Annotated in this window: 17 protein-coding genes, 1 tRNA gene and 1 pseudogene; 6 read left to right on the top strand and 13 right to left on the bottom strand. The window is 58.9% G+C overall.

What is annotated here, in order from left to right:
- Nucleotides 1–36: 36 nt before the first annotated feature.
- From R8871_RS18985 to R8871_RS18960, 6 genes are all read right to left on the bottom strand, one after another.
- Entirely contained in the window at nt 37–1,602 is a 1,566-nt protein-coding gene (locus R8871_RS18985; RefSeq protein WP_175051862.1) for a methyl-accepting chemotaxis protein, read from the bottom strand.
- Between the two features lie 439 nt (nt 1,603–2,041).
- Complete coding sequence (locus tag R8871_RS18980; RefSeq protein WP_175051861.1) at nt 2,042–2,656, bottom strand: DUF2239 family protein; 615 nt, start codon at nt 2,654–2,656, stop codon at nt 2,042–2,044.
- Nucleotides 2,657–2,835: 179 nt separating this feature from the next.
- Nucleotides 2,836–4,347: a sensor domain-containing diguanylate cyclase gene (locus R8871_RS18975; protein WP_175051860.1), complete on the bottom strand. Its 1,512-nt coding sequence runs from the start codon at nt 4,345–4,347 to the stop codon at nt 2,836–2,838.
- A gap of 208 nt (nt 4,348–4,555) precedes the next feature.
- The gene (locus R8871_RS18970) at nt 4,556–5,257 is read right to left on the bottom strand and encodes an NAD(P)H-binding protein (protein WP_175051859.1); all 702 of its coding nucleotides are present in this window, start codon (nt 5,255–5,257) and stop codon (nt 4,556–4,558) included.
- 134 nt (nt 5,258–5,391) lie between these two features.
- Nucleotides 5,392–6,267, bottom strand: coding sequence for an SDR family NAD(P)-dependent oxidoreductase (locus tag R8871_RS18965; RefSeq protein ID WP_175051858.1), 876 nt, complete (start codon nt 6,265–6,267; stop codon nt 5,392–5,394).
- Between the two features lie 55 nt (nt 6,268–6,322).
- Entirely contained in the window at nt 6,323–6,895 is a 573-nt protein-coding gene (locus R8871_RS18960; protein WP_175051857.1) for a TetR/AcrR family transcriptional regulator, read from the bottom strand.
- A gap of 465 nt (nt 6,896–7,360) precedes the next feature.
- On the opposite strand from R8871_RS18960, the gene R8871_RS18955 reads away from it, so the two are divergent.
- Together R8871_RS18955 and R8871_RS18950 are read left to right on the top strand one after the other, a co-directional pair.
- Nucleotides 7,361–9,079, top strand: coding sequence for a methyl-accepting chemotaxis protein (locus tag R8871_RS18955; protein ID WP_175051856.1), 1,719 nt, complete (start codon nt 7,361–7,363; stop codon nt 9,077–9,079).
- 773 nt (nt 9,080–9,852) lie between these two features.
- Nucleotides 9,853–10,074: a hypothetical protein gene (locus tag R8871_RS18950; RefSeq protein WP_175051855.1), complete on the top strand. Its 222-nt coding sequence runs from the start codon at nt 9,853–9,855 to the stop codon at nt 10,072–10,074.
- Between the two features lie 246 nt (nt 10,075–10,320).
- Here R8871_RS18950 and R8871_RS18945 read toward each other — a convergent pair whose 3' ends face one another.
- From R8871_RS18945 to R8871_RS18935, 3 genes and pseudogenes are all read right to left on the bottom strand, one after another.
- A complete protein-coding gene (locus R8871_RS18945; protein ID WP_175051854.1) occupies nt 10,321–12,924 on the bottom strand; it encodes an amidohydrolase family protein in 2,604 nt (867 codons plus the stop codon).
- A gap of 1 nt (nt 12,925) precedes the next feature.
- A complete protein-coding gene (locus R8871_RS18940) occupies nt 12,926–15,529 on the bottom strand; it encodes a hypothetical protein (protein ID WP_175051853.1) in 2,604 nt (867 codons plus the stop codon).
- 891 nt (nt 15,530–16,420) lie between these two features.
- A pseudogene (locus tag R8871_RS18935) lies at nt 16,421–17,442 on the bottom strand (IS110 family RNA-guided transposase).
- 335 nt (nt 17,443–17,777) lie between these two features.
- Between R8871_RS18935 and R8871_RS18930 the strand changes: the two are divergent.
- The 4 genes from R8871_RS18930 to R8871_RS18915 are packed head-to-tail and all read left to right on the top strand — an operon-like array spanning nt 17,778 to nt 22,777.
- Nucleotides 17,778–18,626 (top strand): DNA adenine methylase, encoded by an 849-nt coding sequence (locus R8871_RS18930; protein ID WP_175051852.1) that lies wholly within the window; start codon nt 17,778–17,780, stop codon nt 18,624–18,626.
- A gap of 34 nt (nt 18,627–18,660) precedes the next feature.
- The gene (locus tag R8871_RS18925; protein ID WP_175051851.1) at nt 18,661–19,923 is read left to right on the top strand and encodes a metallophosphoesterase family protein; all 1,263 of its coding nucleotides are present in this window, start codon (nt 18,661–18,663) and stop codon (nt 19,921–19,923) included.
- Nucleotides 19,920–21,824, top strand: a complete 1,905-nt coding sequence (locus tag R8871_RS18920) for an ORC-CDC6 family AAA ATPase (protein ID WP_175051850.1) — start codon at nt 19,920–19,922, stop codon at nt 21,822–21,824. Before R8871_RS18925 ends, R8871_RS18920 begins: the two co-directional genes overlap by 4 nt.
- The gene (locus R8871_RS18915; protein WP_175051849.1) at nt 21,812–22,777 is read left to right on the top strand and encodes a hypothetical protein; all 966 of its coding nucleotides are present in this window, start codon (nt 21,812–21,814) and stop codon (nt 22,775–22,777) included. The genes R8871_RS18920 and R8871_RS18915 overlap by 13 nt, the downstream gene beginning before the upstream one ends.
- Before the next feature lie 621 nt (nt 22,778–23,398).
- Here the strand turns inward: R8871_RS18915 and R8871_RS18910 are convergent.
- From R8871_RS18910 to R8871_RS18895, 4 genes are all read right to left on the bottom strand, one after another.
- Entirely contained in the window at nt 23,399–23,971 is a 573-nt protein-coding gene (locus tag R8871_RS18910) for a hypothetical protein (RefSeq protein WP_175051848.1), read from the bottom strand.
- Nucleotides 23,972–24,442: 471 nt separating this feature from the next.
- Nucleotides 24,443–24,518, bottom strand: a tRNA-Ala gene (locus R8871_RS18905).
- 88 nt (nt 24,519–24,606) lie between these two features.
- Nucleotides 24,607–24,957 carry a c-type cytochrome gene (locus R8871_RS18900; protein WP_175051847.1) on the bottom strand — a complete coding sequence of 117 codons (351 nt, stop codon included), beginning with the start codon at nt 24,955–24,957 and terminating at the stop codon, nt 24,607–24,609.
- Nucleotides 24,954–25,748 carry a BON domain-containing protein gene (locus tag R8871_RS18895; protein ID WP_175051846.1) on the bottom strand — a complete coding sequence of 265 codons (795 nt, stop codon included), beginning with the start codon at nt 25,746–25,748 and terminating at the stop codon, nt 24,954–24,956. The genes R8871_RS18900 and R8871_RS18895 overlap by 4 nt, the downstream gene beginning before the upstream one ends.
- Between the last annotated feature and the right edge of the window lie 18 nt (nt 25,749–25,766).

The following is a 25,766-nucleotide window of genomic DNA, read 5'->3' as shown; positions in this document are numbered from 1 at the left end:
GGTGGCAAAACGCGCGTGAAGCACGTGTGAAGCGCGCTACGCGCGCCGCGTGTCCAGCGAGAACACAGTGACCGCCGCTTGCAACTGCCTCGCCTGGTCCGCCATCGACGCCGCCGCGGCCGCCGCCTGTTCGACCAGCGCCGCGTTCTGCTGGGTCACGTCGTCCATCTGCGCAACCGCGCGGTTCACCTCTTCGATGCCGGTGCTCTGCTCCTGCGACGCCGACGAAATCTCACCCATGATGTCGGTGACGCGCTTCACCGCATGCGTGACTTCCGCCATCGTCTGACCGGCCCGCTCGGCCAGTTCGGCGCCGCTGCCCACACGCGCCGTCGAGCTTTCGATCAGTTCCTTGATCTCCTTGGCCGACACCGCGCTGCGCTGCGCGAGCGAACGCACTTCGCCCGCCACCACCGCAAAGCCGCGGCCTTGCTCACCAGCCCGCGCCGCTTCTACGGCGGCGTTCAGCGCGAGAATATTGGTCTGGAATGCGATGCCTTCGATCACCGCGATGATGTCGGTCATGCGCTTCGAGCCGGCCGCCAGTTCGCGCATCGTTTCGACCACATCGCCGACCAGGCCGCTGCCGCGCGCCGCCACTTCCGACGCGCCGTGCGCGACACCACCCGCTTGCTGAGCATTCTCGGCATTCATCTTCACCGTCGACGTCAATTCCTGCATGCTCGACGCGGTTTCCTGCAGCGCGGCAGCCTGCTCTTCGGTGCGTTGCGACAGATCGGTGTTGCCCTGCGCGATTTCGCCCGAAGCCATCAGGATCGATTCGCTCGACTCACTGATGCCCGAGACGATGCCGGCCAGCCGTTCGCGCATGTTGCGCAGCGCGAACAGCATGCTGCCGGTGTCACCCGCACGGGTGTCGACGCGCACGCTCAAGTCGCCATCGGCGATGCGATTGGCGATATGCATCGCGTAATCGGGTTCGCCGCCGAGCTGACGCGCGAGGCGTCGTGCGATCACCGTCGCGAGCAGCGTGCCCGCCGTGATCGCGCCCAACACCAGCGCGAGCATCACGACGCGCATGTGCTGATAGTCGGCGCTCGCCTCCTGCTGGGCTTCGTTGGCCTGCTGACGGCGATAGTCGATCAGCGCCGTGATGCGATCGCGCAGCGCCTCGCTCGACGCAATCGCGCGGCGCACGAGTTCGTTGTTGTCGACGCCGGCCGGAATCGGTTCGAGACCGATCTGCTGATGCACGATGCCCTCCCACACCGCCGACTTGCGCAGCACTTCGTCGAACATCTCCTGCCCCTTGGCTGTAGCGATGGTCGCGCGATACTGGTCGTAGGCGCCGTGCATCTCCTTGAGCGAGGCGACGATGCTGTCCTTCAACTTTTGACGGCCGGCGTCGTCGGCGGCATAGCCGAGATTCGCAGCGGCGAGATCGGAATCGATCTTGTGACGGTTCGCCTCTTCCATCCAGTAGAGGCCGTTCATGTGCTGGTCGCAGATGGCGTCGGTAATCGCGTGCATCGACGACAACGTCTTCAGCGAAGTACCGCCAATCACAACGCAGAATCCGATCACGACGGCAAACGCCAATAGCAGCTTCCTGAAAACGGTCATGCGGTCGAACCACTTCATCTCACCATCCTTCATAAGTCCTAAGGGGACGCTCGCGTCGCTGCGGCATGACAAACCGTTTCGCCATTTTTTAGATACGTGACGACGCTGCCACCTCTTTTACGGCGTGCGTAACAGAGACTTGATGCGATAAATGGTGGGCATAACCGGGACAGGATGATGTAAGGAATGCCTGGCACACGGGGGCCGGATCGCTACGTCAACGTGCTTTGCCTGTCGGCGCGATGATTGGGATTTGTCTGATATTTGGGGATGAGCCGCGCTTTTAGACTTTGTTTGCTGCGTTCACCCCCATGGGCGCACGTGATGTTGATGTAACTCTCCGACTTACCGCTCACGCTCCCCGGCGTGAGCGGCTTTTTTTTGTCCCTATGTTTCGTTGGCCAGCGCACTCGCCAGTACGCTCGACGCGTTCGATACATTCAATGCGCGGTTGAATTTACGGCTGCGGGACGAGCGCACCCTGAGCCAGACGCAGCGTGTGATTGCGCACATCCTCCGGCCATGCCGCGACGATGCCGTCAAATCGAGCCCGATCGTCGGCATAGAGCGCGCGCGTTGCATCTTCGTAATCAGGCAGATTGCCGGCGATCGCGGTCATGAAGCGATACACCGCTTCTTGCGCTGCGCGTTTGCGGTCCTTGTCCTCGCCCGCGAGGCGCGCCGCGTCGACCAGTTTGCGCAGCGCGACCGAAGCGCCGCCCGATTGCCCATTGAGCCAATCCCAATGACGCGGCAGTAACGTCACCTCTCTCGCCACCACACCGAGCTTGGGCCGGCCGCGGCCACGCGGGACGTCGTCCTCCCCGGCGTCAGCGCTTGGTGCAGGTTGTTCGCCGGGCGCCTCGCTTGCCAGCCGCGCCAGAATCTCGTCAGGCGTGCCGCGCAAATCAAACTCGACCGGGCGACTCGTGACGTCGTCGAAAATCAGCACGGGGGCCCGTTCGCCGCGCGCCAGCACGTCGCGTACAGCGAGCGCCACGTCGGACACGGGACCCGAGGCGATGCGGGAGTGCCCCTCGAAGGCGGTGCAGGTTGCGGTGTGGGGGGTCATGACAAACTCCAGAACGATGAATTTGTCGAATTATACCCGGGTATAAATTAAGCGCAACATATTACCCGGGTAAATTACCCGGCGCAGCGCATGCGGCCGGTTCCGCGCCAATCAGCCCCGGACCTCTGCTCGAACTCAGCGCGATCCTCGGACCGGCATACCTTTGAAATTGTCACGCCTCATTGCGCCGGCGACACCGCGGCACTCCGCCGATCCGCACGCGCCGCCACTGGATAGCAAAGCACGCGATTGCGGCCGGCGTCCTTGGCCTCGTAGAGCGCCTCGTCCGCGGCGTTGACGAGGGCGCGGCTCGTCGCAAATACGTGGCGGCTGGTGCACGCAATGCCGATGCTGATAGTCAGCACATGGTGCGAGCTCGCAACGTGGCGAAGTTCAAGCTCCTGAACCGCGGCACGAATTTTCTCGGCGATGATCGCCGCCCCGGTTTCGTCGGTATCCGGCAGGAGCACGGCGAATTCTTCGCCACCGTAGCGCGCGGCGGTATCGCCCGGGCGCCGCACGCTCTGCCCGATGCAACGCGCCACGGCGATGAGCGCATCGTCACCGGCCGAGTGGCCGTACAGATCGTTGAAGCCTTTGAACGTGTCGACGTCGATCAGCAGCATCGACAAGGGCCAGCCGTTACGTTGCGCGCGACGCCATTCCTCTTCCGCATGCTCCTCGAACGTGCGGCGATTGTTCAGGCCGGTCAGCCCGTCGGTGCGCGCGAGCACGCGCAACTCTTCTTCGGCCGCGCGGCGCTGCCGCAGTTGCTGCGAGAACAGGAGCGCAAGCGCAATGATCACCACGTCGAGCGCCGCAATTAGCGAGCCGATGAGCCACGCGCGATGCCGCCACTCCACGTAGATATCGCGCGTAGAGAGGGCTACGTCGAGAATCAACGGATACATATCGATATGGCGGAACGCGTACCAGCGCTCGACACCGTCGATTGCCGCCGTGCCGAAGAAGTCTCCGCTCGGCTGCTGGAGGAAGCGTGAATAGTTCGAGGTGCCGGTCAGACTCCGCCCGATCACTTTCGGATCGTACGGGCGCCGCATCAGCATCGTGCCGTCGCTCAGCATCAGCGCCATCGAGCCGCCCGCGCCGAGATTCATGCCGGCGAAGAGATGCCGGAAGTAAGTGAGGCGCATGGTGCCGACCACCACGCCGCCGAAGCTGCCGTCCGGCCGCGAGATACGACGGCTCAACGCAATGCTCACGTCCTTGCCGGTCAGCTTGGGCATGAACGGATGGCTAACGTACAGGCCGACATCGGGGGAATCGCGCTGCACCTTGAAATAGTCGCGCTCGGCGAGATTGACGGGACGCGGAGGCGAGGATTGCGAATCGAAGATGATGTTACCGGCTGTGTCGAGTACGAAAATCGAACCCATGTCTTTGGCGCTGGCAGAGCCGTCGAACAGCACCATCTGGCGGATCTTGGGCGGCAGATCCAGCACGCCGGGTTGTTTCAGGCCGTCGATTACCGCGCGCAGCGACAGATCGTAGATCTCGAGATTGCGTGACACGTCGCGCTCGACCAGCAGCGAGACGTTGAAGACCGAATCCTGAGCACGCCGCAACGCATCGTCGCGCATCTGCGCCAATACCCACACCGCGATCGCAAGGATCGCGCTGGCCAGCACGATACTGATGGCAATCACGATGTTCGGTCGGCGCGTCACCATGAACGTTTCATTCGAGCATGCGCTGACCTACGCGCGTGGAGAAATTGGGCGCGCCGGGAACGCGCGTCTCGTGAAACGGTAGCCTACCAGACGCTGAGGCGCGTCGAATGGGGGAAAAGACCGGTATTTGGCGGATTAAACGAAATTTTTCGACTACGAAACGTCGCGGGGCCGCGGCGCGGCGCCCGGACGCCCCCAGTCCGGGCGTTCAGCCCGCGTTCAGATCGAGCGCCGGCTCTGCTGCGGCGCGGCTCAGCGCACGGATATCAGCAACCTCGAGCACCGCTTTGGCGGCGCCATGGCGAGCAACCTCCAGCATCGCCTGACCAATGTCTTCGGTGCTCAGAATGTGGTTGGGAAACAGCGCGCGCAGCGTCGACAGAAGCGGCCTCGCCACCGTATAAAACAACCGGTACGAGCGGGTTTTCGAAACGGCGCCGTTCAGCGGCTCGATCACGCCGGGGCGGAACAGGTAGACGGCCTTGAACGGCAGCCGTAGCAGCGCATTCTCCGTCCTGCCCTTGACCCGCGCCCACATGGTGCGGCCGTGTTCGGTGCTATCGGTACCCGCGCCGGACACATAGACGAAAGTCATCTGCGGATTGAGACGGGCAAGCGTCTGCGCGGCGGCCAGCGTCAGGTCGTAGGTGAGCCGCGCATACTCGGCCTCCTGCAGGCCCGCGGACGAGACGCCCAGACAGAAAAAGCACGCGTCAAAACCCGTCAGCGCCCCCTCCACCGACCGGTAGTCCATCAGGTCCGGCTGTATCAGCTCGGTCAGACGCGGATCGAGCTGGCCGGTGCGAGTGCGGCCAACCGTCTGGACTACCTCGACGTCAGGCGCGCGCAGGCATTCGCGCAATACGCCCTGCCCGACCATGCCGGTCGCGCCGAATATCAGAACCTTCATGATGCGTGCTCCACGATTGCGCCCGGCCAGCGCGCATTAGTCAAACCTTCGGATATGTCCCACAAACGGGCGGCGACCGCTTTGTCCTGAGCGCGGCAGGCGTCCAGAGCGTCTCCCGGCGGCCGCATGCGCGTTCAGGCTTTCGCCGGTGCGCCCGGAAATTCCGGCAGCGGCGTCGGCGCGGAAAAATCGGTGGCCGCGCTGACTGCTCGCCACGCTTCGGCGGCGGCAGCGCGCGCCTTGTCACCTTCGCCGGCGAAGTGCAAGGCGTCGCTACCGAGCAGAAGATGCGCCGGCAACGAATCGTGATACGCAAGCTTCAGCACCACTTGCGCAACCTTTGCGGGATCGCCGGTTTCCTGGCCAACGTACTGGGACAGCATATTCGCGACGGCGCCGACTGACGGCACATAGTCCGGCAGCAATTCCGGCGCTTCACCCATTGCCCCCGTACCCCACTCGGTTTTCATGCCGCCCGGCTCGAGTGCAGTGACGTGGACGCCGAACGGCGCGAGTTCCTGACTGATCACCTCGGTAAAGCCGCCGACCGCCCACTTCGCAGCTTGATACGCGCCCAAACCCGCGATCCCGACACGACCACCCACCGACGAGATCTGGATCACGTGGCCGGCTCGCTGTTTCCGCAGCACCGGAAGTGCCGCGCGTGTGACGTTAACCACACCATAGAAGTTGGTGTCGATCTGCGCACGGAAATCGTCTTCGGTAGTTTGCTCGAACGGCGCCAGATGACCGAAGCCCGCATTGTTGACGACCACATCGAGCCGGCCGAATGCATCGACTGCGGCCTGCACTGCCTCGCGCGCCGCTGCCGGATCCGTGACATCCAGCGCAACCGCGCGAACCTGCTCGCCGTAGCGCGTCACCAGATCTGCCAACTGACGCGGATCGCGCGCCGTAGCAACCACCCGCTCACCGGCACGCAACGCCGTTTCAACAATGTCGCGCCCAAGCCCGCGGGCGCTTCCCGTAACCAACCAGACCTTCGACATAATGTGCTCCTGCATTTAATTGAGCGCGTACACGCTCATTAACAAGACAAAAAAATTAGTTCTGGGCAATCGCGTGCCAGAACGCCTCAAAGCCGGCCTTGCGATAACGGTCGGCATTCGCCGGTTCGCGAGCGATGAAATCCATGGTGGTTTCGGCCAATGCCGCCATGATTGCCGACAGGAAAGCCGGCGGATGATCACGCAAGGCGCCGCTCGCCACGCTTGCCTGAATCATTGCGTTGATGTCTGCGAAGGACTCCATGCCGGTTGCACGCGTGCAGTCGGACAGACGCTCCGACACGGACAGTTGCGCCATGGCCCGGCGCTTTTGCGGTTGCGCCACGCCCCAGTCGACAAACCGGTTCCACACGTGCTGGACGCGCTCGCGCACGCTGGCCTGCTTCGGATAGGTCGTCATCATCACTTCGCGCAGATCCGCCTTGATGTCCAGGTAGAGCTGATTCAGCAACTCGTCCTTATTGTCGAAGTACGTGAACAGCGTTCCTTCAGCCACGCCCGCGACTTTTGCGATGCGCGCGGTGGGCGCGCTCAAACCCTGCTCGGCGATGACCTCAGCTGCGGCGGCAAGGATCGCGTTGCGTTTGTCTTCGCTTTTCGGACGGGCCATACGGTTCGTTTCGACTACAGGCAATTAATGAGTGATTGCTCAATCATATCCATGCATGACCATTTGTTCAAGCCGTTTTTTGCTGCCCGATGCTCGCGAACAGATCATTTTCCCAGACACACCCCGAAAAATGAAATGAATATGTAAGACACATGTTTTCACCATGTGCCTAAATATATTCAAATCAACCAAAAATCATGCGTTCTTCGCTCATCGTGCGCAAGCTTAGTAGAGGAATACCCGAGATTTCTTAAGTCCGAAAGAATCCGATCCGATAACCAATAAATGGGATACCCATTTATCGCCTGATGTTCGACGCACCTTCGGGATGCGTCCTGAGGACGGCATAAAGGGTAAACCGCGCGGGGCTGCCGCGATGACCGGCAGCCAGATAGACGCTCCCATGCCCGGACCTGAGAGTCCATTGCGAACGCTTCAACGTTTCGTTATTGGAGAAAAAAAATCGTGGCACTCAAAAACCTCACCATCAAGACCAAGCTCATTGCCGGTTTCGGCACACTGTCCCTCGTTGTCGTCGCGGTTTCCGGCCTTTCCCTGAAGGCGCTGAGCGATTCGACCGATGGGTTTTCCACCTTCGTACACGGCATCAACGCACGCGCCGATATGGCAGTGCAAGTTCGAACTGCCGTGGACCGCCGAGCGATCGCGGCGCGCAACCTTGTGCTCGTGACCAAACCGCAAGACCTCGAAATAGAGAAGGCCGACGTGACACGTGCGCACGAAGACGTGCAAACCGATCTGAAAAAACTCAATGACATGATCGCTAGCGCGACCGATACGTCGGAGAAAGCACGCAGTCTCGTCGCCGACATCAACCGGGTCGAAGCGGCTTATGGCCCGGTTGCCCTCAACATCGTCAATCTCGCGCTCACGAACAAGCGGGACGAAGCGATCGCCGAGATGGACGAGCATTGCCGTCCGCTGCTCGCCTCGCTGATTCGCTCGACCAACGCGTACGCCGACTACACGCGCTCGCGCCAGGAACAGCTGGTCAGCGAGTACACGGCGCATTACGAAAGCCAGCGCAATCTGCTGATCGCGATCTGCCTTATCGCGTTGGGGCTCGCCGTCGGCGCGTGCGTGGTGATCACGCGTGCCGTGACCGGACCGCTGCGTTTTGCGATCGACGTCGCGCGCACCGTGTCGGAAGGCGATCTGCGCACGCGCATCACGGTCGAAGGCCGCGACGAAACCAGCAAACTGCTGACCGCCCTGCGTGAGATGAATGAACGGTTGACGGTAACCGTCGGACGCGTGCGCGACAGCAGCACCAGCATCGCCGGCGCGGCACGCCAGATCGCAGCGGGCAATATGGACCTGAGCCAGCGTACCGAGCAGCAGGCTGCGTCGTTGCAGGAAACTGCTTCCAGCATGGAAGAACTCACCTCCACGGTTAAGCAGAACGCCGACAACGCGCAGCAAGGGAGCATGCTGGCTGCGAATGCATCGTCGGTGGCGCAGAAGGGCAGCGAGGTGGTCGGTCAGGTGGTGAACACGATGCATGACATCAGCGACAACTCGACGAAGATCGCGGACATCACGGGCATCATCGAGGGCATTGCGTTCCAGACGAACATCCTCGCGCTGAACGCGGCAGTCGAAGCGGCGCGGGCGGGCGAACAGGGACGAGGCTTCGCGGTGGTGGCAAGCGAAGTCAGAAGCCTGGCTCAACGTTCATCGAGTGCGGCCAAGGAGATCAAGGACCTGATCGCCACTTCCGTGGACAAGATCCGCGACGGTTCGGCGCTTGCCGGCGAGGCGGGCAAGACGATGTCCGAAGTGACTCAGGCTGTAGCACGCGTGACCGACATCATGTCGGAGATCGCGGCGGCATCGACCGAACAAAGCCGCGGGATCGAGCAGGTCAATCTCGCGATTACCCAGATGGACAACGTCACGCAGCAAAACGCGGCGTTGGTGGAAGAGGCGGCGGCGGCTTCGCGGTCGATGGAAGATCAGGGTGAACAACTGACTGACGCCGTGGCGTTTTTTCAGGTGAAGGATGCGACGCCTGCGGCTGCGGCAGCTCCGGTTCCCGCTCGGCGGGAGGCGCAACGGCGTGAGGTGGCGGCTGCGCCTAAGCGCGTTGCCCGGGCTGCGGCCGCTGCGCCAGTTGCTGCGCCTGCTACCGCAACTGCAGATGAAGGGTGGGATAAGTTCTGATCGGATCGTTCTGATTCAGGAAAGCGCCGCGCTCCCGCATGACAAGCACACGGGAGCGCAGTCAATCACGACGCGGCGCGTCGTCTTAGGTCGGCACATTGGACTTCGTTAGAAACAGAAAACCCCGCAGCCGGAAGGCTTGCGGGGTTTTCGGACAATCTCTGAGACTGGAAGCAATTTCTTGCACTCACCTGGAATCATCTTTTTGCACCGCAACTACGGTGATACAAGGGATCCAACTAATTGAAGAATCGCACCGAGAAGCATGTTTTTGCACTTTGTTGAATCTGGCCGGATTTCGTTGCACTTTGTTCTTAAACGGAACAGTCGGATCGCAAAGATCACAAAACTTTCGGGCGTGAAGGCGATTATTGGAGCTGTTCACGAACATGGGGCCGCATCTCCGGCCCCACGTTCGCGATCTAAAAGAAGCGTCTGACATTGGTGCCCGCGAACTGGGAAAATTCCCAAGGGTGGATCGCTCATTTGCATTCGGGAGCGCCTCTCAATGCACCGAGCCACGAGAAGTCGCGCCAGATCCACGCCAGCACCGTCCAATGCGATCGTCACTCGGAGCCTGTCATGAAATTGGCTCGAACCTGCGCCGCTTGCGGAGTGGCGCTCTCTCCCGAAGCTCCGCCGACGCGAGATGTCCCGGTGTAGCATGCAATTTACGCTCCAATTGGTCCACCTCAACTCACGATTCCGGAGTGCAACTGCCTTGTAATATCGAGCTCCCGTCCTCAATCGCGCGAATGATATGGAGATGTTAAGTGGCTTCCCCCAAACGTTGGATCATTGAAATTCACGACCCTGCTGATGGGAGCGGCGACGGCATCTTGCAGATTCCCGACGAGCTCTGGAACGAACTAGTGGTTCAGGGGTGGCAAGCTGGAGACGTACTCGAAATTGACCCGCTTGCTGAACCCGGCTCAGCGGTGATTCGGAATCACTATGCCGAGTGTCGTCAAATTTCTACGTCACTTAAGTCGTAGACAACGCACGCCGAATGGGATGTATCGTATCCCAGGACTGCATCTGCGTCCGACCACGTTAGCGATCCAGAAAAAGCGTCTGACATTGGTGCTGCGAACTGTCAAAAACGCCCAAGGGTGGATCTCGCAATAGCATTCGGCGGCGCTTCTCGAGGCACCCAGCCGCGAGAAGTCGCTATAGATCTGCATCAGTACCGTCCATGCGGACAACAATGGTCCGTTCAGGATCGCACTGTGAGCGTTGGCTTAGCCCGCCTGGATCGATGGTGCCAAAGCGGACACAGTAGGCCCCACCAAACGATGAACTGAAGAATCGGTAGCAGTACCGTTCACGGCAACACTTGGGGCGTGGAAGCGGTACTGACGGCCCCGCTCGTTAAGCGGCGCCAGAAACTCAAGCGCCGTCTTGTCACCGAGACCAACACTGCGTAGTGCGGCATAAAGCTGGTAGAACTCGCCATTCAGATCACCGGCAAAGATGCCAGGGTCATCTGACCCAAGAGAAACCATAATTTCAGGATCGTGCTCTTCGACAAAACCTGGTACTCGCATCCAGCGCAATGCGTGATGCTCGACGAAGCTGTGATATTGGCTGATGCGTACGTTACTTGACGGCAGCGTCTCTACAACGATGCCCTTGTCCCGTACGAGACGCATCAACGATTGCTGCAATCTCACGTATGTATCGTTATCAAAGAAGGCCCCCTCCACTTCCATGAGTTGCTCGCTGCGCTCCCAAAGATCAACATCGATGAACCAGCGAACAAGCATCGCAACGTCACTAGGATTAGAAGCCTGCGCGTCTGCCACCCTCTTTGCTTCGGGCAACCACAATGCGCTGGCAGCTGAGGCTCGCCAGTCCCAAGATCGCGCAGTGGAATCCACCAGCAGTCGAACGTTCAACCCTCTCAGCTTCATCACGCGACTGAGGGTCGTGCAGCTCACTTCTTCCTGAAAAATTTCTCCTGCCAGATCAAGGATCATTCCTTCCACCCGATAGGCTTCGGCTGTCTCTTCCGGCATTTGACGCAGCATCTGCCAAGCAAAAAGTAGATCGAGCAACCAGTCTCCCTTTTTCGCGACTAGCTGCCCGGGCATCCGATCGACCCAGAGCTTCGGCGATATACCCATCGCAGTTCCATGGCCAAGGCGGTCCCCGCCACCCAAACCGAGCAAATCAATCGCGTCGGCCATGTGTCGCAGGCCACTAACCAAGTGGGTGAAATCTTCGCCGGCGTGATAAGTTCGACGCGTCAGTCCAGCGGTTTCACATACTCTAAAAATACTGGCAAACACCTCGGGCGGCGCATGCAGCTCATTAGCCGCAGCGTCGATGCCTCGCACCCAATTTCTCAATCGCGGCCATCGCGTTAGCGTGGAGATCAAGACGTTGGCACGATCTTCAAGTTCGGCCCGCAAGCCGGCAAAGCGGAATAACCCGGCTTTCCCTCGAGGCGTGGAACTCCACGGAAGCTTGATGAAGTGCGCGACCAGCGCAAGGCTATGGACCCGTCTTGTAGTGTTGCGTTCGGCCTTGAAGAAATTGTCGAGCTCGCGAAGGGCCGCTTCGAGCGAAGTAACCGGGGCGGTAGCTGGAATTTCATCTCGCACCGCAGAATCTCTCAGATATCGGAGATAACCAACTAGAACATCTTGGAGTAGGCCCGCATTCTTCTCGATGGAAGCCTTCGGAGCGAAGCGTCCTTCAAGGTAGATTACCCGACTCGTGTCCGGGGAATCGCCGTGCATCGTGGCAAAACGTTGATAGTAATCACGCTCCGCTGGTTCACGTAAATCAGAATAGGTCAGCTTTTGGAACTGATCGAAACCGAACTGCTCCTCGCTTTGAACCAGAAGCCGATAGTACTGGTTCTGAAGAACGAGGTAGAGATGAAACATGCGACTATAGATCGCATTTGGGCGAGATTGAAGATGCGCGACCACCTTCATCAACCAGACAAGCTCATCACCTCTTCCCGGCATCTGTGGAATCAGACCAACGTCGGCATAGAATAGCGGACGCTTCGCCGTTCCTTCCGCAAAATCATCGTAATGAACGGGTATCGGTGTGTCGTCGTCAACCCAGTTGCACGCTGCGGAAAATAGCCACTTTCGAAGCTGACCAGCAACTCGTAGTTGCCTTGATAATTCGGCCGGCGTGAGCGAAGGATTGACCGAACGGACGAGTTCGCGCAGTTTTGACGCTTGCGGATTCGAAACGTCTCGCCATTTTTTGTTGAAGTCTTTTACTTCGGCGTCGGGCTCGCGCAATGCTCGCAACCAGCAAATTTCCGCATGCGTACTCCCATTCAAATGAAGATGAGTTTCATGAAGACCTTCCCGTCCGATGTAGTCCTCGACACTCGCGTCGTAGGGAGATATTAATTCCCGTGACGACGAATCATCTGGACGACTATCCTCCATTCGCCGGTGCGCATCCGACTCAAGTCTGCGCTCCGAAACACTCGCGAATGCCTGAATCGGCAATCCACCGATTCGACTCAATACGCTTTGTTGCCACGCACCGAACTTGTTCAGTTTTATTCGAGCCGCACGATGGCGAATCTCTACGAACTCGCTCGCTAACTGGGATAGAGAAATTTGGGCAGCATCGCCCTCCAACTCAAATCTCATGCTGCGATGCGCCTTCAGCCACTGCCAACTGTTCTCAAAAATATGATCGGGCTGACGTGCGGCCCAAGGTTGGTATGTCAGGTACACGGCCTCCCTTAAATCACTTTCGGCCAACGACGCATTGAACGACGTTGCCTTCAGGACTTCGAGCACCCGGAAACTGGACAAAACTGCGGTCGCGATAATGCTGTGATTTGAACATGCCTGTTCTTTCATATCAGGCATCATCCATTACATCATCGCTTTCCCGTCCGGCATCGGCTTCACCTCCGTCTTGGTCCTTGCGTTTCGGCCCGAGGATACGGACTTTACGCATACAGTGCCATGAGCCAACATGGCACGTGAAGCTGCTTGTCGGCAGTTCAGTTTCCATCTCCAGCTTGTCTAGCATGGTCCCATAGTTTGTGTCTGACGCTAACAACCCAAGGATCAATGGACTACTAGCAATCAAGAAAGTCAAAGGCAGATCACGCATGTTCACATTAGCTGATTCAAACTTCTGCGTGACGATCCTTCGTGAAGTCAGCGGATTCGATCGATCAACGCGTGTCCATGTTTGCGACAAGTCGACACGGTCGTCGGGAAGTCTGTGATCCATTTCTTCAACTAGGACTGCGTTGATCGCGCAAAGTGCAAATAACTCCATCAGGTCTGGAACACTAACATTGCCGCGTCGATTTGCGGACACTCTCTCCAAACTGAAAAATAAGCGTGTCCAAATCTTTCCAATCAGAATGGCCGACGGTTTAATGCGCGAACGAAGCAACTGCGTATGTCGCAGCCACCTCACTACGCGGTGTGCCAATTTGTCAATGCACCCACTTTCGCGCTCGGTAAGCGATAGGTCCTTCGATGACGTGAAGTCGATTGCCGCGTAGGCTTCATCTTCCCCTACGGTGCCGTCCCATCGCGGTCCCGAAATCGTAGGCGTTTTAAATACACGCGCTAATTCACGTGCAACCTTGTCGTGCGTGGCGTAGCTATCGTCAGCGTCGATCCGAAGTACCCGATCCAGCAACCCCAATATATTGTAGATTGACGCGTATATACGGCCGCCAGATCCCGAAACTTCGACAAGCCCAAGAGCGAGTGCAGGTAGATCATTTGCCTCCATTACGCACTGCTGAACCGCCGTGGCTACGGTTACACGATTTGCGCGTGTCGTCTTGTTTAGACCGATGACACCAAAATCGACGAGATGCCGCCGTGCTGTAACAGGCGACGGGCCAGCCAAGATCGCCGTGGCGTGCCATGCCCAGTGCAACGCATCTTCTTTTCGTCCGATTCCGATATATTTCTTGAATCTTGTCCTAAGCGAGTCCTGATTCGCGTAACCAGCGGGTACTCCGGGTTGGGATCTCCGTAGATATTGGCCATATACAGCGACGCTCCCTGGGCCGCCTAACATGTACTGAAACACAGCGCTGGGTTCGTCGGCACAAAACTGCGTAACTTCAGCGGCAAGGGCCGCAAACGATAGCTTCAACCCCACGTCTGTGGGCTGTGGGCGTAGATATACGGTGTCGTAATCTTCATCTTGAACTACAAGATCGAAAACGGCCTCAATGAGCGCCGGCATCTCGCCAGCAGTGATGGCGTCCACATCGACGTTGTAGTTGTACAAACTCCCCAAGCCTATTGCTCTAAGGCTGTCAGAAACGGCTTCGGACAGATTGGCATTCCAGGTCGCATCGCGATTTCCCTCCATATCGTTTTCACACAGGAAGGCAGCGCAGCGAGACAATACCTGCAAGACGGATCTGAGCGGTTGTTTGAGTAGAAACTCGTAAAACAGATTCAAATCGCTTGCTCCTCGAATCCGCAAGCCACGTCGCATCAGTTCTTCGACAACACTTTTCAGTTGTCGACTGGACTCTGGCCATTTTTCGCTAACAAGCGCAAACTCATTGTGCTTAAGGAGGTTCCACAGAGGACGCAACTGAATTCGACGCCGAATTGGAAACAGTTTAAGTAGATACTGCTCCTCAAGATGATCAATCATTTTGACGCGCTGGGCATCACGTCTTTTGTCAGGTGATCCTTGCGATGCCAACCGCTTTTTGAACTCATCACGCGCCAGCTGCGAGTAAAGTTCCAAGTCTCCGGTGACCAGCACGACCAATCTCGGTGTATCGAGATATTTCCGGATAACTTCAAGGACGCCGATTGCGCTATCAAATTTCGTGTCCGCGTCATCAAATGCCAACGCAAGCGCGTCAACATTCAGAATCTTGCATGCGGTCTCTATCAACGCATGTAATTTTTCGCGAAAGCCTAAACCGTAGCCGGCTCGCTCGAGTCCCCAATCCAAAAATAGCTCGGGATCAAGGTCTTTCAAATGGTCTTTGCCGTGTGCGAGTAGGCTTAACCCACCGGCAAGGTCTTGAAATTGCCGTCGAAACTCGGCTTCCATGTGTGCTCCGCCCTGCGTACGCAATGAACGCTCAGGCCACACACGGCGTTTGAGTTCCTGTAAAAGCGGCAGCAGAATGATGTCACTTGCCTCGATACGGCTTGGATCAATATATGTCCAGGCTCCGATCGTATGCCCCGGAACGAAATTACGTTCTTCAAATGCGCGGAATAGCGAATGAAGAAAAGTTGACTTCCCGGCGCCGCGTGTCCCGTCTATGAAGTAGACAAAGCCCGATCCAGGAGGATGCGGCATATCACGCAGGCCCTTTGCCTGAGAGATATCCCGTCCGATTTCAGCGACAATCTTTCTCAAATTATCTTGCTGAATGAGGCTGCCGGAAGCGATCTCACGACTATTGTCGCTTTTATCAAGGTCAACAATGATGGAATTGACGCTGGATTGCATAGTTTTTTATTATCAGTCTGCAGCTGTTATAACTTGTCGAGCAACGCAACGAATGCCCTGCTTGGAGCATTTGGACGAGTTAAACCCGACCTCTCACATAATTGGCTGTGCCTGAATATTTCCAACACAACCACTTTGCCAAACGGAAAGTCGCCTCGATAAAATTAGAGGGCTAGCATTTCCAGAACCTTCTATCTTGTGATTAACGGCCAAGAGAGCAAAAACTTGAATTCCGTCGGAGGCCTGCGCTCACTAATGAACCCGATGGGGGACTTCGCAGCGGCGCTCAACCAGAATGCGATTGCGATGGGGACGCAGATAAAATCGTGGACTATTTTGAGGTAGGCTACCCAATGTAAGTACTGAGATGAGCCTGCATGTGCTGGCGAACAACCTCAAGCGCGTAATTGCGATATTGGGATTCTCGCGAACCGTGAGGGCAATGCGGTTGGCGGGTGCGTGAGGCACCTGAGCTCTCCACATATCGAGGAAAACAGCCAGCATTACGGTAGTGGAATCACTCGGCATCTCGCAGTTGATCAATTGATTGCGGGAGCGCAAAGCGGCACCATGACTATGGAATCGGATTTCTTGCACGCCGATCTGCGTTTCACGTTTCCACGCAGCCTTATATGGACACCGCCCGGTTTGCCAAGCTGATCTAGATGTGATCTTAAAACGAGGTACTGGCTGCAGTCTTATATCCGGCCTGTGGTGCAAGCCGAAGCCTGCTGGCCCTGATGGAATGCACCAGGAACGTCCTCATCTCGGTCGCGCACGTGTAGTGCAAGGCTGTGTTCAGGTTTGCGTTCCTGCGGTCCGACCTGTTTCGCCATCACATGTAAATCAACCTCAGCAACCTATCGGTACTGCTCTTCGACTGCCTGTCTGCTAGGCAGGTTTTACACTAATGTGATCCTTCTCGTATGCGCAGCCGTGAGCCAGGATGGCCCACGCCGTTCGCGCCATCTTGTTGGCGATGGCGATTGCTGCGACGTTCGCCGGTCGTCGCTCCTGAATCGCTTTTTGCCATGCAGTTGGTACTTTCGAGTGGTACATCACCGAGCGCGAACCGTGGATAAGCAACGTGCGCAGATACGGATCACCGCGCTTCGATATTCTTCCCAGCCACACCTTGCCACCGGTACCACTTTGCCTTGGCACCAGTCCGAGAAAGGACGCAAACTCACGGCCAGATTTGAACGTTTTTGCATCCCCCATCGTGGCGATCAACGCGGTCGCGGTGAGCCTGCCAATCCCCGGCACGGCCGCGATTGCCTGACACGCGGCTTCCTGCTTGTGCCAACCGCTTATCTGCTTCTCCAGTTGATCAATGTCTTGTTCGATCCCATCGATACGCTTCAACTGGTCCTGCAGGCTGTTGAGCATAATTCCCGGCAGGAAATCCTCGAGCTCTGCCATGCGTGCGCGAATCTCGGCCAGTCCAGCCGCACGCCCGGCCCGGAAGGACGCGCCAAACTCGTAAAGCAATCCTCGCAGCTGGTTCACCTGCATGGTGCGAAACTTGATGAGCAACGAGCGCATCCGGTGAAGGCAAGCATCGCCTGCTGCTCTTCCGTCTTTGTCGCTACGGTTCGCATCCCTGGCTGCTGAACGGCTGTCCAGATTGCACGGGCGTCAGCTGCATCCGTCTTGTTTGTCTGAACGAATGGCCGGATGAACTTCGGGTGTAACAGCACCACTTCATGTCCGATCGCCTTGATCTTGCGGGCCCACCAGTGTGCACTGCCACATGCTTCGAGCGCCACGCGACCGGCCGGTCGCCTCGCCAAAAAGCTCATCAGTTCGTCGCGTCGGAAGCGTCGGTTCGCTATCTCGCCGGTTTGAACGTCGACCCAGTACATCTGGAACACGTGCTTTGCAATATCCAGTCCGTATGTCGTAGCATTCATTTGGGCCCTCCGTTCCTCAAGTGGACGTGTCGAAACTCCACTCTGGCACATTGACGCCGTTCGGCTCTGGAGGGCCTCCGCTTTCCCGCCGGACCCTGCGTCCCCGAAGAGAGGGCGGTGTCCATTCCATCTCGGTCGAACTGAGTCAGTACGCATCGGACGGTAGTCGGCCAGGATCCGACACGCCATGCGATCAACCTCGCCGCGATAGGCGCGCACAGTAGAAGAGCTGAGGCGGTTGTCGCGGTCATAGATCCACACTACCGTGGCGTCGGCGAACGAAACGGCAAATGAAGCTTGCACAATCAAAGTTTACGTACTCATAATCTTAGGTTATGCAAGCTAAATCCACCCTGCCGAATTCTGGCGCCGCAGGTGCGGTCGAGCCACTGCTTCGCTGGGCCGGCAGCAAGAAGAAGCTGCTTCCGGTGTTGCTCGCGGCTGCACCCGACGACGCTGAGCGCTACATCGAGCCTTTCGCGGGCTCGGCCGTGCTGTTCTTGCGCCTGGGTGCGGGCAACGCGATCCTTGGCGACCTCAACGAGTCGCTGATAGAGACCTACCGCATCGTGCAGCGCTACCCGCGCGCTGTGTGGGAACGAGCCTCCATGCTGGGCAACACCCCGGACGACTACTATGCGATCCGCGCAATCCCGCGAGCGCGCCTGAACGCCTTCGAGCGCGCAGCACAGTTCGTCTACCTCAACCGCTACTGCTTCAATGGGGTGTATCGGACCAACCGCGCAGGCCAGTTCAACGTGGCGCGTGGCAAGGGTCACCTTTTCATGCCGGACCTCGATGCATTCAAGGCGTTCGCTGGGCGACTGAAGGCGGCCGAGCTGCGCTGCAGTGACTTCGAAGAGCTTCTGTCCGAGGCTGGAAGCGGCGACTTTGTCTACCTCGACCCACCCTATGCCCTAGGTGACAAACGGGACCGCGGCGAGTACGGCTGCGATGCCTTCCGCGAGAAGGACGAGCGTCGCCTGATCGCCGCACTGCGGTCTGCTGATCGCCGCGGTGCCAAGATCCTGCTGTCCTATTCCCCGGCCACGACGGTGCTGCAAGGCCTCAGGAAATGGCAGCGCCATGATCTCACTGTTGCGCGCAACGTTGCAGGCTTCACGTCGGCCCGGAGATCGGCCGACGAGGTTCTGCTATCGAACTACGACTGGTCGCGCGGTTAGCATCCCAACAAACCAATATTCAAGGAAGCGCGTCGTGGTGGAGGACGTTACCGAGCAAGAGATAGGCACAGTTGAAGCCGTTTTCGCGATCTTGGGTGATCCGCATTTTACCGAAGAGCACGGATCCCATCTCAAGATCAAGAAGAGCGGTGAGCTGGCCAGCGACCTTCCAACCACCAACCCATGGGCGGGGCTCAAAGAGTTGGTCGCTGACAAAGGACTGGAAGCCGACGCGATTCTGTGCCCAGGCGACATTGCCTTCCAGAACAGCGCCAACACGCTGTCTGCCGGATGGAAGCACCTGGTTGACTTGGGCAAGCTCATGAACTGCGAGCACGTTGTCAGTGCCACAGGCAACCATGACGTGACGTCACGCAGCCAAGCCGAGATGCTTAAGAAGGCGGTGATCCGCAACCTCAAAGCCGGCTACGGCCCGTTCGAACAGCTCAAGTGCCTGCACCCGCCCTATCCATCGGTGACCCGCGGCGACATAGATCACCAGCAAGGGCGGGACCACCGCATCCGCTATTTCGGCGCCAGCCTGTTGCTAGTGACGGCAGCCAAGTACCAGATACTGATCGTGAACAGTTGCAGCGAGCACGGTCACGACGAGTTCGAGCATGAACGGGGCACCTTCCCGCCCTCGGCCGTCGGCGAACTCAAGGTCGCGCTGACGCAGTGCGACCCCAAGAGGATCAGCGTGGCCATCATGCATCACCCCCCAGAGTCGCATACACAGGATGGAGCCGGTGCCCACGATTTCATCGACAATGGACAGGAACTGCTGAAGCTGTTGGCCGACCAAGGCGACTGGCTGGTCGTGCATGGTCATAAGCATGAAGCTCGACTGGGGCAGGCATCGGGCAGCGGCCTTCAGCCCGTCGTTTTCGGCGCCGCCAGCTTGGCCATCCACATTGAGGAAGTCAAGGGCACCGTAAGGAACCAGTTCTACCTGCTCAAAGTCCGCTTGGAAGCTCACGGATTGACGGGCCGGTTCCAAACCTGGGACTGGTTCACCGGGCGTGGCTGGGAGCCGGCCAGACCGGACGGTGACGGCATCTACGACGGAGCGGCCTTCGGCGCACGAGATGTGGGTCGTGTAATCACTGACATCGCGGCGCTGTCGCCACTGCCCATGGATTGGAGCGAAGTAATCCGCAGGGTGCCTGACGCTGATCTACTGCCTCCTGAGGACCGCAACCGAGTCCGCCAGCGCCTGCGCGCGCGGCACAGCTTGCATATCCACGTCGACGGCAAGGACGGCCAGTGGACGAAGCTTGAAAAGGCAGCATCATGAGTCGCCAAACCTTCCTCGAACCCTTCAACGCCAAGGCGATGTCCTACGCTGAGGTGGCAAGGACGTTCGTGCCATCCACAAAGTTCACCCAGCTGGCCGGCGCTTGGAATTCGGTGCTGGTAGGTCCGCGAGGCGGTGGCAAGACGACGCTGTTCAAGATGCTCAGCGTGGAGGGCCAAGAAGCCTGGACCGGCGCCGCCGCCGAGCCATACAAACAGACGGTTGCCTACACCGGAGTCTACGTTCCCTCGGACATCGCCTGGGGCACGATGCTCGAATCGCTAATCGAGGCTGGCCAAGACGAGACGGTCGGCATCTTGTTCTCTGAGGCCGCTTTTGTCACACACGTGCTGCTCTCCGTGGCGATCGGCATAGACCGGCATGTGGCACTTAACCCCGTGCTTCGCCTCGAACCGGGTGCCGAAACTGCAACTGACGAGCCGACACAGGCTGACCTGGAGCGGGTCATTGCGACGATTGCGAGGCTTTGGAAAGTCCAGCCCGTATCGCTATCCCCGGCCAGCCTGGTCGATGCCCTTAGAGAACGGCTGCTCAATATCAAACGCGACACCCGGCTACGGGCCAAGCTTAAGCTCACCGATACCCCAACTCAGGAATACCTGGGCATTGATATGCTGGAGTCCGCTTCGCAGGCGCTGCAGGCCTTTGATGCGGCCTATCGTAGGCCGCATCACCGCTGGTGTCTGCTGCTCGACGAATTTGAGGTGGCGCCCATGCACCTGCAAAAGACCGTGCTGGCCGCGATGCGCGCGAGTGGCGCGCAAAAGCTCCTCCTGAAGGTGGCACTAGCTCCTTGCGGCCCAGACCTACTCTACGACCAGCAGGGCAGTGCCCCACCCAGCCAGAACAATGACGTGCAACAGGTCCAGCTCTGGTATGCGGACAAAACCGAGGCCATCGAGTTCTGCCAGCAGGTGTTTCTGTCGCGCAGCAGTATCTACCCTGCGCTCGCCGGCAAAATGCCGAGTGAGGTCTTCGGTACCTCGGCCTATGCTGTGGTCGACGATAGCGAAGACGCGGCGCAGATCGACCTGTTTACCCTAACAGGCCGCAATAAAAAACAGGTGACGGAGCAGTTCCAAGCGCTGGCCGAGAAAGATCCGACCTTTCAGGAGTTCTTGCGCCGCAAGCAGATCGACGTGTCGCGTGAGTTGGGAATGCAGCCCAGCGATCGCCACGGCAATACCCTGCGCAAGATCGCGCCACTGGTGGCCTTCCGCAATGCCTACAAGGGCAAGAGTGTTGGGAAGAAGCGCGGCGTAAAGCCATTCAACACGGCCTACTCTGGCTGGGAGTCAATCGCGGCGATCAGCGAGGGTAATCCGCGCTGGCTGATCGGTCTCATTACGCGGATCATGTCGAACAACGATCAAGTCCAGTTCCCGGTGCCAACGCCGCAGCAGACTGCAGGGGTGCAATGGAACTGCCAGCGCTACGCTGAAATGCTGCAGTCCGTCGCCAACGAGCAATTTGGCTCTATCAAAACGTCCACGCCAATCTACGACGTGCTGTCCAAGATCGGTGACTACTTCCACAACCGGCTCGTCACGGCGACCTTCGTCGAAGACCCGCCCATGTCGTTCGTCGTTGATGAGCGCGTCAGCGATGACGTGGAACATGCCTTAAGAATCGCCGTGAACCATGGTGCAATCGTCTGCTACCAGATCGCTGCCGACGTCGGTGGATTTCCCACCCTGCGTGGCTTGCGGTTCCGTCTGACCTATTTGCTCGCCCCGGTTTTCAAACTGCCGATGCGGAAATCGAAGTCGGTATCGCTCTCGACCATCTTAGAGGCCAAGCCGGAAACACCGACCAGCCAAGACGATCCGACCGCCAATCCAGCCGGGCAATTGATCCAGGGAGACCTATGGGCGAACTAGCCGTCCGCAACCTGAGCCAAAAGAGAATCGAGGGCAAAGGGCCTACAGCTAGCCTGAGCAAGGCACCGTCTCTGGTGGTCGTTGCCGCAGACTCTGGTTCGCGCCGCGGCCACATGCTCAATCTACTGCAGGACGAAATCGACGTCGGCGGCTCTCGGGTCGTCGCCGTCTGCGACACTCCTGCAACCACCGACCCCAAGTCGCTGCGCCGTCAACAGATCGAGCAGCTGACCTGCTCCGCAGCGTGTGACACGGTCCGCACCCTGGCGCGTGATGCGGATGGAGCCGCATCGATCCTTATAGACCTGTCATGCCTGGCCCGGCAGCACATTGGCGCGCTCTTTGCTGCGGTTAAGGATCTGGCCAAGGAGGGTCCCGTCGAGCTGCAGATCACCTACAGCCTGGCGCGGTTCGTGAAGCCGCCGGTGAACTGGTCGACGGCCATTCGGCGCATCGCCCCGGTGAACAGCGAGTTCGCGGGCTGGACAGCCGCGCCGGACAACCCGATCGAGTTGGTCATCGCCCTAGGCTATGAGAAAGGCAAAGCCATCGGCGCGGCGGAGTATCTGGAGCCGGGCGGCACCTGGCTCTTCGTGCCAACTTCTCCGGAGGAGAAATACCTCCGCGAGGTCCAAGCCCAGAACAAGGAGCTACTGCTTGAACGTAAGACCAAGCAGTTGGAATACGAGGTACTGTCACCCGTCGATGCCTATCACACGCTGTTGTCGTTGGTGCGTGGCATGCGCAACGTGGCACGCCCGATCCTGTTGCCATTCGGCCCCAAGATCTTCTTTGGACTGTCACTTTTGGTTGCGATGGTCATCGACGAGGCCGCAGTCTGGTTCGTCGATGGCGAGAACACCAGCAGCTCCGATATGAGCCAGCCATCGCTTCATGCGGTGATCATGGGCTGCCGCATCGAGCCCCTCTCGGAATCTGCCACCAACGCGTAGCCGTCGCAGTCGACACTTCGACCTAGCCGCCGGTCCGCCGGCAGCTTACGCTCACAGACCGGTCATTGAAACATGCTGGTTCGCGCCCCAATGACCGCAACGAGTCTGTCGCCGCAAACACGATGAGGGGCACCGACCGACCGAGGTCGTTTAGGTTTATTCAACGCCTGCCCGCACGCGGCGTCGTCACCCACGAGTGCGTGCTTGTGGGCAGGCATCGAATAAACCTAAACGATGACGGTCCACCGCGCCCGGCAAGTTTCGGCCACAAGCAGACTGTCACAGCTGCCCGACAGTGGCTCGCTCAAACGGCCGATATGCGTTGGTCAGTGGACTGATCCATAGTCTGTGGCGTAGTCGTCGCCCTAAAGGTTTTTGTATTCATCTGCCATCGAACCTGAGCAGATGACCAGTTAAAACGATGACTCGGTTCCCGTGACAATTGAACTTGGGCGTGTAATTCACTGATGCGGTGGCCTTCTTCCAGTTGCCGCGTCGAGTCCGGCGCCGAACTGTCGTTCGCGGGCCTCCGCGCCGTATAACGCCATTCCCGCACGGTCTGCGACTAGCGAACCGGAAAAGAAAAGGGCCGGCAGGGGCATCCCATGCCAGCCTTTTCGTTCAGTCTCGTGTAGTTTTCCACTGGGTGCGGCGATAGCGCTTCCAGCAACGGTCGCCGCTGGACGACACACCGTAGTCGTCGTAAGCATCGGGCAGATTGCAGAAACTGCGAGCACTGCGCGGCGGCACCTCGCCTTCTTCCTTAAGCACCAAGGCTGCCTGACGGCGTTCCATCATGCTCTTGGGGCGCCGAAAGTAGTGCCGGCCGCCGCGGTGACAACGCACGCCCGGCACCGGGCCTTCGCCATTCCACTTATTTAGTGGACTCTGCCAGCGCAATCGCCGGCGGCGCACGATGTACGGGTGGAAGCTGGCCAGCGTCACGACTCCATCCGCGTCGTCGCGCATGATGAAGTCACGCAAGAGGTAACGAGGTTCGCAGACACATGCGTTGCGTACCTGGTCAAACCATCGCGTCGAGCGGTCGAACATGCGAAAGTCTGCGCCGACGTTGTCCGTAATCCAGCGCTCGCCGAGTGCCTTGAGCGCCGTTTTCAGCGAGGGGTACACCGAAACGCGGCCGTCGCGCGAGAACAGCGTAACGCTGGACTGGTACTGTTGAATCTGGTGCACTTGAAGCTCCTAGTTATCGATAACTAGGGCACTCCCGATGCAGTAGGCAGGTAGTTTTTCATGGTCAATAGTATAAGCCGGCGAGAACGGTCGCGTGACTCCGGGAATCAGTCGCTGGATGTTCTAACAACGAGCGACCGAGTTCAGTTGCACTCAGCCGCACGCCTTAAGACGACACGGAGCGATTGGATTCGACACGCTTCGGACGGCAGTCGGTCCGGAGCAGACCTTCGACACACTGCCAATCGCCCGTCGCTAGCCGAAAAAATCAACGCTTATCCCCTTGCGCTCGCTCACTCGCCTCTCTTCCGGCTCAATCTATCTCGCAGATGCCCAGAAACGAAAAGGCCGACTCTAGGTCGGCTTTGTCGTCGAAGCATTAAGTTGCACTTTGTATATGAAAGCATATCGCTGCACCTAGTGCAAAAATATCCTTCCTGTCTCATCTCGGACAACTTTCGATGTGATCTATGGTGGAGAGGAGGAGGATCGAACTCCCGACCTTCGCATTGCGAACGCGACGCTCTCCCAGCTGAGCTACCCCCCCAACGTGCAAACAATTCTAGCACAGGCATTTTGCGATTTGCCAAGCCCCCACGGCGCTAAAACCCGGAGGCAAAAGGGGCAGCAAAACATCACTTGGACGGCGCGCCAGCCAGCACCCAATCCACCACAGTACGAATATCCGCGTCGCTCATCGACTGATGCGCCGGCATCGGAATCATGCCCCACACGCCGGAGCCACCGTCCTTCACCTTGCGCGCCAATTTTGCAGGCGCTTGCGCATCGCCTTTGTACTTCGTAGCGATCTGCTGGAACGACGGGCCGACCAGTTTACGGTCTACCGCGTGACATCCCATGCAGGCATTCGAGTTAGCAACGATCTGGCCACGCGGTGCATCGGCCGCACGCGCTGAAGATGCAAAAGCACCCGCCAGCGCGCCAGCCGTCAACATCGCGACAACGAAAGCAACGCCCCGCTTCATGGGGTCGTCGCCTTCGGATTACCCGGATGCACCGCGTTCGAATTGGTGACCGGCGCCGGTGCCTGCTGATCGAGCGGACGCGAGCTCACCGATGAATCGGGGATCGCACCGACAGTCGGCGCGCTCGCGTCCGGCTGCGAAGCGGCAACCGGTGCGGTCGCCGCCGCAGCGGCAGCCGCTGCGGCTTCCTGCGGCTGGATGTACTGGAACACCTTCACGACCTGCACCACGCCCGGCACGCGGCTCGCGACGTCGGCGCCGCGATTGCCTTCGTCCATCGTGACAAGGCCCATCAGATACACCGAGCCGCGCTCGGCCACGACCTTGAAGTTGTTCGCCGAAATGTTCTTCTCGGCGATCAGCGCAGTCTTCACGCGCGTCTCGAGGTAAGTGTCATTCGTGCGCGACGAGAACGAGCTGGCCGGCATGATCGCCAGTTCGTTGACGATCGTGTTGACGTTGTTCAAGCCACGCACGATGGTCTCCGCACGTTGCTTCGAGACGTCCCCCGCCACTTCGCCGGTCAGCAGCACGCGGCGGTTGAACACGGTCACGTTGACGTGCGCGTTGTCGGGCAAGTTCTGGCTGATCTGCGCCAGCGCCTTCACCTGCATCTCGCGATCCTCGGTCTGCGCGCCGAGCGTGCGCCGGTCGGTCGCTACCAGCGCGCCGCCGCCCGCCGCGCCGGCAACGGCGAGAAAGCAACCCTGCAACGTCGCGGACAGTCCCGCGGCGAACCCGACCACCAGCACGGTTCTCACCAGTGTTTTCTTGACGCGGAATACGCTCATCAACTAGCTCTCCTTCGG

Origin of the sequence: Paraburkholderia sediminicola (assembly GCF_902859805.1) — a bacterium.
Taxonomy (GTDB): Bacteria; Pseudomonadota; Gammaproteobacteria; order Burkholderiales; family Burkholderiaceae; genus Paraburkholderia; species Paraburkholderia sediminicola.
The sequence above is the reverse complement of the archived record's forward strand: the minus strand, read 5'-3'. Positions and strand labels throughout refer to the sequence as shown.

Bases quoted from the DNA above. Each gene is read 5' to 3' on its own strand.
- R8871_RS18965 (WP_175051858.1), bottom strand. From the start codon at position 6,267: ATGTCGAAGGTCTGGTTGGTTACGGGAAGCGCCCGCGGGCTTGGGCGC.
- R8871_RS18970 (WP_175051859.1), bottom strand. From the start codon at position 5,257: ATGAAGGTTCTGATATTCGGCGCGACCGGCATGGTCGGGCAGGGCGTA.
- R8871_RS18960 (WP_175051857.1), bottom strand. From the start codon at position 6,895: ATGGCCCGTCCGAAAAGCGAAGACAAACGCAACGCGATCCTTGCCGCC.
- R8871_RS18940 (WP_175051853.1), bottom strand. From the start codon at position 15,529: ATGCAATCCAGCGTCAATTCCATCATTGTTGACCTTGATAAAAGCGAC.
- R8871_RS18920 (WP_175051850.1), top strand. From the start codon at position 19,920: ATGAGTCGCCAAACCTTCCTCGAACCCTTCAACGCCAAGGCGATGTCC.
- R8871_RS18895 (WP_175051846.1), bottom strand. From the start codon at position 25,748: ATGAGCGTATTCCGCGTCAAGAAAACACTGGTGAGAACCGTGCTGGTG.
- R8871_RS18975 (WP_175051860.1), bottom strand. From the start codon at position 4,347: ATGGTGACGCGCCGACCGAACATCGTGATTGCCATCAGTATCGTGCTG.
- R8871_RS18945 (WP_175051854.1), bottom strand. From the start codon at position 12,924: ATGAAAGAACAGGCATGTTCAAATCACAGCATTATCGCGACCGCAGTT.
- R8871_RS18930 (WP_175051852.1), top strand. From the start codon at position 17,778: ATGCAAGCTAAATCCACCCTGCCGAATTCTGGCGCCGCAGGTGCGGTC.
- R8871_RS18980 (WP_175051861.1), bottom strand. From the start codon at position 2,656: ATGACCCCCCACACCGCAACCTGCACCGCCTTCGAGGGGCACTCCCGC.
- R8871_RS18915 (WP_175051849.1), top strand. From the start codon at position 21,812: ATGGGCGAACTAGCCGTCCGCAACCTGAGCCAAAAGAGAATCGAGGGC.
- R8871_RS18985 (WP_175051862.1), bottom strand. From the start codon at position 1,602: ATGAAGTGGTTCGACCGCATGACCGTTTTCAGGAAGCTGCTATTGGCG.
- R8871_RS18900 (WP_175051847.1), bottom strand. From the start codon at position 24,957: ATGAAGCGGGGCGTTGCTTTCGTTGTCGCGATGTTGACGGCTGGCGCG.